7 protein-coding genes, 1 tRNA gene and 1 pseudogene are annotated in these 8,239 nt (G+C 42.4%); all 9 read right to left on the reverse strand.

Going from position 1 to position 8,239, the window contains the following annotated elements:
- Positions 1–130: 130 nt before the first annotated feature.
- Positions 131–4,216, reverse strand: coding sequence for a DNA-directed RNA polymerase subunit beta (gene rpoB, locus LVY74_RS09505; RefSeq protein WP_237814870.1), 4,086 nt, complete (start codon positions 4,214–4,216; stop codon positions 131–133).
- A 307-nt stretch (positions 4,217–4,523) separates the two neighbouring features.
- The gene (rplL, locus tag LVY74_RS09510) at positions 4,524–4,892 is read right to left on the reverse strand and encodes a 50S ribosomal protein L7/L12 (protein WP_151710605.1); all 369 of its coding nucleotides are present in this window, start codon (positions 4,890–4,892) and stop codon (positions 4,524–4,526) included.
- 48 nt (positions 4,893–4,940) lie between these two features.
- Positions 4,941–5,447 (reverse strand): 50S ribosomal protein L10, encoded by a 507-nt coding sequence (rplJ, locus tag LVY74_RS09515; protein ID WP_237814871.1) that lies wholly within the window; start codon positions 5,445–5,447, stop codon positions 4,941–4,943.
- Positions 5,448–5,747: 300 nt separating this feature from the next.
- Positions 5,748–6,443 (reverse strand): 50S ribosomal protein L1, encoded by a 696-nt coding sequence (gene rplA, locus LVY74_RS09520; protein WP_111895442.1) that lies wholly within the window; start codon positions 6,441–6,443, stop codon positions 5,748–5,750.
- Between the two features lie 3 nt (positions 6,444–6,446).
- On the reverse strand, positions 6,447–6,875 hold the full coding sequence (gene rplK, locus LVY74_RS09525; RefSeq protein ID WP_004637639.1) for a 50S ribosomal protein L11: 429 nt from the start codon (positions 6,873–6,875) through the stop codon (positions 6,447–6,449).
- 111 nt (positions 6,876–6,986) lie between these two features.
- Positions 6,987–7,520 (reverse strand): transcription termination/antitermination protein NusG, encoded by a 534-nt coding sequence (gene nusG, locus LVY74_RS09530; RefSeq protein ID WP_131315288.1) that lies wholly within the window; start codon positions 7,518–7,520, stop codon positions 6,987–6,989.
- Positions 7,521–7,526: 6 nt separating this feature from the next.
- On the reverse strand, positions 7,527–7,967 hold the full coding sequence (gene secE, locus LVY74_RS09535) for a preprotein translocase subunit SecE (protein WP_237814872.1): 441 nt from the start codon (positions 7,965–7,967) through the stop codon (positions 7,527–7,529).
- A 76-nt stretch (positions 7,968–8,043) separates the two neighbouring features.
- A tRNA-Trp gene (locus LVY74_RS09540) sits at positions 8,044–8,119 on the reverse strand.
- 50 nt (positions 8,120–8,169) lie between these two features.
- Positions 8,170–8,239: pseudogene (locus LVY74_RS09545) on the reverse strand (hypothetical protein); the annotation flags it as partial.

An 8,239-nucleotide genomic window follows, 5' to 3' on the forward strand; every position in this document is an offset into this window, starting at 1 on the left:
GAAGATTTTCACTTCACAACTGGGTCACAAATATTGTTTCTTAACTGATTTAATCCCCCTACTCCCCCTTTAAAAAGGGGGAAAGTCCCTCTTTCTCAAAGAGGGATTTAGGGAGATTTAATGGGGAGATTTAGTCACCATTTTTCAGTTCAATGTTGATACCTAAAGAACGGATCTCTTTGGTCAATACGTTGAACGATTCAGGCATACCCGGATCCATGTAGTGGTTACCATCTACAATGTTCTTATAAATACGGGTACGACCTTCAACGTCATCCGACTTCACAGTAAGCATTTCTTGAAGTGTGTATGCTGCACCGTATGCTTCAAGTGCCCAGACTTCCATCTCACCGAAACGCTGACCACCGAACTGTGCTTTACCACCAAGCGGCTGTTGAGTCACTAATGAGTAAGAACCAGTTGAACGCGCATGCATCTTGTCATCAACCAAGTGGTTCAGTTTCAGCATGTACATGTAACCAACAGTGACAGGACGATCAAATTTCTCACCTGTACGACCATCGTACAGCTCCATTTGACCTGTCTTCGAGTAACCAGCAAGATCGAGTAACTCTTTGATTTGGTTCTCTTCAGCACCATCAAATACTGGAGTTGCTAAAGGAACACCTTTACGCAAGTTACCTGAAAGCACCAGTACTTCTTCATCAGTTAAGCTATCAAGCTCTTCTTGCTCGCCACCAACTTTGTTGTAGATCTTGTCAAGGAAGTCACGTAACTCAATCATGGTACGTTGTTGTTTGAGCATCTTGTCGATTTGCTCACCCAAACCTTTCGCAGCCAAGCCTAAGTGTGTTTCTAGAATCTGACCCACGTTCATACGTGATGGTACGCCCAGAGGGTTCAATACCACGTCAACAGGAACACCATTAGCGTCATGCGGCATGTCTTCTACAGGCAAGATGTTAGATACAACACCTTTGTTCCCGTGACGACCCGCCATTTTATCACCCGGTTGGATGCGACGTTTTACAGCCAAGTAAACTTTAACAACTTTCAATACGCCAGTTGTCAGTTCATCGCCTGTAGAAAGTTTGCGTTTTTTCTCAGCAAATTTCTCATCAATTTCAGCGCTCTTTTCTTTCAAGAACACTTGAATTTGACTTAAACGCTCAGCAATTGCTTCATCAGTCGGCTGAATTTCAAGTAGATCAACCAACTCAAGACCCGATAAAACAGCGTCAGTCAGTTTGTCGCCACGTTTAGTTGTACCGCCACCATTTGACTCTTGACCAGTCAATAAACGGACAATACGTTCGCGAGCCGCTTCTTCGAAGATTTTGTATTCTTCTTTCAAGTCTTTACGGTATGCATCTAATTGAGCTTTTTCAATCGCTTGCGCACGTTCGTCTTTTTCTAGACCATCACGTGTGAAGACTTGAACGTCAATGACTGTACCTTTCGTACCCGATGGAACACGTAAAGAAGAGTCTTTCACATCAGCTGCTTTTTCACCGAAGATTGCACGAAGCAATTTTTCTTCTGGTGTTAACTGAGTTTCGCCTTTTGGTGTAACTTTACCAACAAGGATATCCCCTGCTGTGACTTCAGCACCAATGTAAACGATACCTGATTCGTCAAGTTTAGAAAGCGCAGCTTCACCTACGTTAGGAATATCAGCAGTAATTTCTTCTGCACCTAACTTGGTATCACGTGCTACACATGACAACTCTTGAATATGAATCGAAGTTAAACGGTCTTCTTGAAGTACACGTTCAGAAAGCAAGATCGAGTCTTCGTAGTTAAAGCCGTTCCATGTCATGAACGCAACACGCATGTTTTGACCCAATGCCAACTCACCGCCATCGGTAGAAGGACCATCAGCCAAGACATCACCACGACCGACTTTATCGCCCAAGTTCACAAGAACTTTTTGGTTGATACAAGTGTTTTGGTTAGAACGTGTGTATTTGATCAGGTTATAGATATCTACACCTGCTTCACCCGCAATCATTTCATCTTCGTTGACACGAATAACAACACGAGAAGCGTCAACAAATTCGATGGCACCGCCACGTTTTGCGATGACACATACACCAGAGTCACGCGCTACGTTTGCTTCCATACCTGTACCTACAAGCGGTTTATCCGCAAGTAAAGTTGGTACAGCCTGACGTTGCATGTTTGAACCCATCAATGCACGGTTTGCGTCATCGTGTTCAAGGAACGGAATCAATGATGCTGCAACAGATACAACCTGCTGTGCAGAAACATCCATATGCGTCACTTTTTCAGGCGGCATACGTACTGTTTCACCTTGATGACGAACAGTGACCATTTCATCGATCAAGTTGCCTTCTGCATCAACTGCAGAGTCAGCTTGTGCAATGACTGTACCGACTTCTTCAATCGCAGAAAGGTATTCAGTTTCTTCGGTCACTAGACCATCAACCACTTTACGATATGGCGTTTCCAAGAAACCAAAGTCATTGGCTTTTGCATAAACAGACAATGAGTTGATCAAACCAATGTTTGGACCTTCAGGTGTTTCAATCGGACAAACACGACCATAGTGTGTATGGTGTACGTCACGTACCTCAAAGCCTGCACGTTCACGCGTCAAACCACCTGGCCCAAGTGCTGATACACGACGTTTGTGTGTAATTTCAGACAATGGGTTGTTTTGGTCCATGAACTGAGACAACTGGCTTGAACCAAAGAATTCTTTGATTGCCGCAGCAACAGGTTTCGCATTGATCAAGTCTTGTGGAGACAAATTATCCGTTTCTGCTTGGTTTAAGCGCTCTTTTACTGCACGTTCAACACGAACCAAACCAACACGGAATTGGTTTTCAGTCATTTCACCAACTGAACGTACACGACGGTTACCTAAGTGATCGATATCGTCAACTTCGCCTTTACCGTTGCGGATTTCGATCAAAGTACGCATAACATCGATGATATCGTCATTTGACAAGATACCTTCGACTTCGCGAGATTTCTGATCTGTACCCACTTCGTATGGACGACCCAAACGACGGTTAAACTTCATACGACCAACAGGAGACAAGTCATAACGTTCTGTAGAGAAGAACAAGTTATGGAACAAGTTTTCCGCTGCTTCTTTGGTTGGTGGCTCGCCTGGACGCATTACTTTATAGATTTCAACTAGCGCTTCATCACGACCTGTTGTCGTATCAGCACGTAGAGAATCTGCAATAAATGGACCACGGTCGATGTCATTGGTAAACAGAATATTGAACTGTTTAACACCACCTTCAGCCAATTTCACCATAATGTCATGGCTAAGTAAGGTATTGGCAGGAATCACATCACCATTACGCAATGTGATATTTTCAGCAGTAATACGCTCATATAGATACTCATCTGGAACAGGCAGTTTGGTTAAGCCTGATGCTTCCATTTGACGTACATGACGCGCATTAATACGTTTGCCTTGCTCAACAATCACCTTACCAGTGTTGTCAGCAATGTCGAACTGTGCCATTTCACCACGTAAACGATCTGGAACCAGCTCAATTTGATAGCTGCCCATATCGACATACACAGGTACTTTTTCATAGAACAAATTAAGAATTTGTTCATCTGTGTAATTTAATGCACGTAAAATAACAGTCGCGAGTAATTTACGACGACGGTCAATACGAACATAAACAAGATCTTTAATATCAAACTCAAAGTCCAACCATGAACCACGGTAAGGAATAATACGAGCAGAATATAGAGTTTTGTTCGCGTGAGTTTTACCCTTGTCGCTATCAAAGAATACACCAGGTGAACGGTGTAACTGAGATACGATCACACGCTCAGTACCATTGATCACAAACGTTCCGTTTTCAGTCATCAATGGGATTTCACCCATATAAACTTCTTGTTCACGAACGTCTTTGATTGATTTCGTTTCGCGATCTTTAATGATCAAGCGAATTTTTACGCGCATTGGTGCCGCATAAGTTGAGCCACGAAGAATACATTCGCGAACATCGAACTCAGGTTTACCAAGGCTATACTCAACAAATTCTAAAGCAGCATTGCCAGAATAGCTTTCGATTGGAAAAACTGAACGAAATGCGGCTTGGAGACCGATATCTTCTCGATTTTTTGGTGTTTTGCCATCTTGCAAGAATGTTCTGTACGAGTCGACTTGAATCGAAAGCAAGTACGGAACGTCCATGACTTTGGGCAAATTACCAAAATTCTTACGGATCCGTTTTTTTTCGGTATATGAGTATGCCATTTGGAGTCCTCGGAAAGTACAAAACTAAATCCGCCTGCAGTTCGGATTTAGATGGAATGACGCAGGCCGATATGGCCACCACTACTTACAAATGCTGCAATTTAGAGTGGTAATAAAACGCTTAACAATATTTTTTATTGAAAAATATTGGTAAGCGTTTGATATATTGCGTTATTTTATAAAATATTCGTTTTTGCTCAAGAAGAACAAAAATCGAGCCGATTATTGTAACGCAAAAAGGCTGATGACCCAAGAGCCATCAGCCATTTTTTCGGAGCCAATTAAAAATAACCGACCCCTTTGCAAATTACTTAAGTGTAACTGTAGCACCAGCTGCTTCAAGTTTCTTCTTAAGTTCTTCGCCTTCTTCTTTAGAAACTGCTTCTTTAACAACTGAAGGAGCGCCTTCAACAAGATCTTTAGCTTCTTTAAGACCAAGGCCAGTAGCTTCACGAACTGCTTTAATAACCGCAACTTTGTTAGCACCGAAAGAAGTCAACTCAACGTTGAATTCAGTTTGTTCTTCAACAGCAGCAGCAGCGCCAGGAGCAGCAGCAACAGCTACAGCAGCAGCAGATACGTTGAATTTCTCTTCGAAAGCAGAGATAAGTTCAACAAGTTCAAGAACAGTTTTTTCAGCAACTGCGTTTAAGATTTCTTCGTTAGTTAAAGCCATGAGAATAACTCCAAATGGAAATTGAATGGTGTGTAAATAAATTTAAGCTTATGCAGCTTCTGACTCGTTTTTCTCTTTGAGCGCTGTAATGAGGCGACCCAATTTCGAAATAGGAGCTTGAAGAACATTGGCAAGCATAGTAAGCGCTTTTTCTTGGTTCGGAAGATTTGCGATAACGCTAACTTCAGCACCTTGATAAACTTTGCCGTCAAATGCTGCAGCTTTAAGTTCAAATGCTTTGTTAGTTTTTGCAAATTCTTCGAACAAGCGTGCTGCTGCACCCATGTCATCTTCAGAAGTTGAGAAACCTAGAATGGTTGGGCCAACAAGGTCATCGTTCAAGATATTGAATTGAGTATCTTGAAGAGCGCGTTTAGCCAAAGTATTACGCACGATACGTGTAGTAACACCGAGCTTACGAGCTTCAACACGAAGTTGTGTTAATTGCTCTACGCTTGAACCTTGATAGTTAGCCACAACAACAGAAAATGCTTTCGCAGCGACTTCGCTAACTTCAGCAACAATCTGTTTTTTGTCTTCGATAAGAAGAGCCATTGTAAAACCTCCTAACGGTGATTTATGTACCTATGTCAGGTACACCCCAATTCGTAAGTCTTTTCAAACTTACACGCGGAGGAGGATCAAATCACACCACCGCGTCTACGCAGGCTGGGTTATTAAGAAAAAGTTTCCTTTCTCGCCTGAGGTCTTTGACGCTGATAAATTTACACTTATCAATTCAAAGTCCGCCTGAGTGAGGATTGGTTATTTCTACCTGAATGATTAAGAAAATCGAAGACTTTCTTTACTCACTCTCCTCTTTCAGGACTTTAAAATTCTTTTCTAAGCCGAAACTTAGTTAGAAACGTTGCTTACATCAACAGTAAGACCAGGACCCATAGTTGAGCTCAAAGTGATCTTTTTGATGTATACACCTTTAGAAGTCGCTGGCTTCAATTTTTTCAAGTCAGCAACTAAAGTTTCAACGTTTTGGCGAACAGCTTCAGCAGAGAAACCTACTTGACCAATCGCAGCGTGAATAATACCCGCTTTGTCTACACGGTAACGTGCTTGACCAGATTTAGCATTTTTCACAGCGCCTGCAACATCAGGAGTTACAGTGCCCACTTTCGGGTTTGGCATCAAACCACGTGGACCAAGGATCGTACCTAATTTACCTACAACGCGCATTGCATCTGGAGCAGCAATTACAACGTCAAAGTCAAGGTTACCCGCTTGAATGCTTTCAGCTAGATCATCAAAACCAACGATGTCTGCACCAGCAGCTTTAGCCGCTTCTGCATTTGCACCTTGAGCAAACACTGCAACACGTACAGTTTTACCAGTACCTGCAGGAAGTGTAGTCGCGCCACGAACAACTTGGTCAGATTTACGAGGGTCAACACCTAGGTTTACTGAAACATCCAAAGATTCTTTGAATTTTGCAGCAGGAAGGCTAGTAAGAACTTGTACTGCTTCTTCCAAAGTGTAAACTTTGTTTGCTTCAATAGCAGCAGCAATGGCTTTTTGACGTTTAGTTAACTTTGCCATGTCTTATAGCTCCACTTCCAAGCCCATAGAACGTGCAGAACCAGCGATGGTACGAACACGTGCGTCTAAATCAGCACCAGTCAAATCTGGTTCTTTAGTAGTCGCGATCTCTTCTAATTGAGCACGAGTCAACTTACCAACTTTAGTTTTGTTTGGTACAGATGAACCCTTTTGGATACCAGCAGCTTTCTTAAGAAGAATAGATGCAGGCGGAGTTTTCATGATGAATGTGAACGACTTGTCGTTGTACACAGTAATCACAACTGGAATTGGCAAGCCAACTTCAAGTTTTTGAGTCGCAGCATTGAATTCTTTACAGAATGCCATGATGTTAACACCACGTTGACCCAATGCAGGACCAATTGGTGGAGATGGATTAGCTTTACCAGCTGGAACTTGCAGCTTGATGTAGCCGTCAATCTTCTTAGCCATTTTAATTACCTCTGGGTACGAACGCCGCTAGGCTCCCCAAACCATATTTCGTAACACAATTGTTACAATAACAATGCCCGAATAAATCGGGCGTTTTTCAAACAATTCAAATTAAATGGTTTTTTCGACTTGGCGAAATTCCAATTCAACTTGAGTTGGTCGATTAAATACATTAATCGTCAACGTTAAACGCGACTTTTCGTATTGAACTTCTTCCACTACACCTTTAAAGTCTGTAAATGGACCGTCAATAACCAATAATTCTTCACCTGGTTCAAACATCGTCTTAGGACGAGGTGCTTCACCCGTATTACGTACGCGAGCAAGAATCGCATCTGCTTCACGTTGAGTAATCGGTGCAGGTTTTTCTGCTGTTCCGCCGATGAAACCTAAAACTTTAGGACACTCTTTCACGATGTGCCAAGTTTCATCATTCATTTCCATTTCAACTAACACATAGCCAGGAAAGAATTTACGTTCAGACTTACGTTTCTTACCATCCTTCATTTCTACCACTTCTTCGGTAGGAACAAGGACATCACCAAAGCTATCGGCTACAGCGCTACGCTGGATTCGATCATTAAGTGAACGCATCACCTGTTTTTCATAACCTGAATAGGCATGAATAATATACCAACGTTTCATAGCTTCTTACCCGATAATCAACTTCACTAACCAGCCCAAAGCGTAGTCAAAACACCACAGCACTATTGATGCAATAACAACAACAAGAACCACTTGCCATGAGGTTGTTACCGTCTCTTGCTTGGTTGGCCAAGTTACTCGACGTAATTCTACGCGTGCGTCCTTCAGCAAACGGATAAATCCTTTGCCTTGGTGGGTGGCGTATAATAAACCTAAAGCCACAACGATACAAGCTAAAATTGCACCTATGCGAACCCAAATATTATTCGCTGGTGCCCAATATGCAGGAAGATACTGATTCACCAAGGTTGCACAAATCAGGAGAGCAACCGCAACAACCCACAAAACAACATCGAATGGTGAGCCAGAACGAACAACTTCAGCAGAATTATTTCTTTGAGGGATTGGCGCTTCGCTTAATGCGTCACGCAGTTTATCATTCGACATGGGTATACTCGTCGTAGAATTCGCGACTTATTATAAGACAATTTAGCCAGCATCAAGCTTTAACTTTGAAAATAAATGGCAGGCCAGGAGGGACTCGAACCCCCAACATTCGGTTTTGGAGACCGACGCTCTACCAATTGAACTACTAGCCTACAAAATAAACCGAGAATCTAGATTCTCGGTTTAAATATGGCAACATGAATTATGCAGTTACTTTAGCAACAACACCAGCACCTACAGTACGACCACCTTCACGGATCGCAAAACGTAGG

Origin of the sequence: Acinetobacter sp. ME22, assembly GCF_022012315.1 — a bacterium.
GTDB classification, from domain to species: Bacteria; Pseudomonadota; Gammaproteobacteria; order Pseudomonadales; family Moraxellaceae; genus Acinetobacter; species Acinetobacter brisouii_A.